Annotated in this window: 2 protein-coding genes; both read right to left on the reverse strand. The window is 71.2% G+C overall.

The window, feature by feature from the left end:
* Positions 1–14: 14 nt before the first annotated feature.
* Positions 15–710 carry a DUF3750 domain-containing protein gene (locus tag I71_RS18575; protein WP_244433909.1) on the reverse strand — a complete coding sequence of 232 codons (696 nt, stop codon included), beginning with the start codon at positions 708–710 and terminating at the stop codon, positions 15–17.
* A gap of 103 nt (positions 711–813) precedes the next feature.
* Complete coding sequence (gene cysE / locus I71_RS18580) at positions 814–1,629, reverse strand: serine O-acetyltransferase (protein WP_042696323.1); 816 nt, start codon at positions 1,627–1,629, stop codon at positions 814–816.
* Positions 1,630–1,814 lie beyond the last annotated feature (185 nt).

Genomic DNA, 1,814 nt, shown 5'->3' on the forward strand with positions numbered 1-1,814 from the left:
CGATTCAGGCAGTTTCACGGCAGGTCCAGCGGGTCGATTCCCACCGTCAGCCCCAGCAGGTTGACCTCCACCCCCTCCTCCCACGCCAGCAGCAGGCCGGCCAGCCCGAACAGGCTGATCTGCCAGCCGGTGCCGCTCGGCGCCCGCGCGATCACCCCACGGCCGAGATAGTCCTTGCCCAGCGCGGTCGAGGGCAGGTCCAGCCGCAGCTCCGGCACGGCGCGGGCGACCCAGGCGGCGAAGGTGTTGCTGTTGGGGCCGGGCCAGACCCGGTACTCGCCGGCATAGGGATAGCTGGCGGCCGCTGCGGCAATCTTGGGGATGGCGGCTTCGGCGGCAGGGCCGCGCAGCTCCCCCAGCAGGGTGGGTTGGGCGCCGAACCAGCGGCCGTCGGGGTCGCGCTGGCTGACGGAGACCACCGACAGGCCGCGATAGGCGCGCCAGCCGATCACCTCGTAGACCGTGTAATTGCGGGCGCCGGCCGGCTTCACGGCGAACCAGGGATGCACGCCGAAGGCACCGCGCCAGGACAGCACGCGGGCGGCATAGACCTGGACCACCGCTTCCGGTGTCGTTGCCGCATCGGGGGCGAGGCCCACCGGGCTGCGGTCGATGCGGCTCCAGTCGACCGCCGTCGGCACCGCCCCGGAGGCAAGCAGGAACACCGGCCCGGCCAGCAGCAGGACCAACGTCAACAGAAATGCCAGCAACACCCTCACAGCCCTCGCGCCCGATCTCCGCCCGCCTTCCATGTGGTCACTGCAACGGCGGATTTCCGGTGACAGCGGGAGGACAGAGTGCGGAAAGGGCCGATCAGATGCTGTAATCGCCCTGTTGCAGGCTCTGGTCCATGGTCAGCGCCGGCGCCGGCTCGTCGCGGCACCAGCCGACGACCTTGGCAGGCACGCCGGCCACGGTGGCGCAGCCGGGGACGTCCTTCAGAACGACGCTGCCGGCGCCGACCTTGGCGTGGGCGCCGATGGTGATGTTGCCCAGCACCTTGGCCCCGGCCGACAGCAGCACGCCGTCGCGCACCTTGGGATGGCGGTCGCCATGCTCCTTTCCGGTGCCGCCCAGCGTGACGTTCTGCAGGATCGACACGTCGTTGCCGATCACCGCGGTCTCGCCGATCACCACGCCGGTGCCATGGTCGATGAACACCCCACGGCCGACCGGCACCGCCGGATGGATGTCGACGGCGAACGCCTCCGACACGCGGCTTTGCAGGAAATGGGCAAGGTCGTGGCGGCCGCCGCGCCACAGCCAATGGGCGACGCGGTGCCATTGCAGGGCATGGAAGCCCTTGAAATAGAGGAAGGGCGTCAGGCAGCCGTCGGCGGCCGGGTCGCGCGCCAGGATGGCGGCAAGGTCGGCGGCGGCGGACTCGACGATGGCCGGGTCGGCCTCCATGGCGTCGCGCACCACGGCGGCCAGCCGGTCCTCCGGCATGGCGCGGTCGGCCAGCTTGCGCACCAGCAGAGCCGCCAGCGCCGGGCCGAAGCCGTCGCGCGCCAGCACCGCGTCATAGAGGAAGGGGGAAAGACCGCTCTCCTCCTCCGCAACGCGGACGGCGTCGGCGCGCAAGCGGCGCCACAGCGACTGTTCGACCGTCTCGGCCGCGTCCCGCATCGTGACGTCCAGGCTGTCCATCGCCACCACCCCTTTCCTGCACATCCCCGCTCCCGCCCCACCCTTGGGGCGCCAGGCTGTTACTGTGGTGAGCCACCCCCCGGTCCGGTCAAGGTCCTTCGCCGTCGGGCTGGCTCCCGCCAAACGGCTTTCGCCAAGGCGCCCGGATGCCCCCGGGGGAAAAC

This window comes from Azospirillum sp. B506, assembly GCF_000333595.1.
In the GTDB taxonomy this organism is placed as follows: domain Bacteria; phylum Pseudomonadota; class Alphaproteobacteria; order Azospirillales; family Azospirillaceae; genus Azospirillum.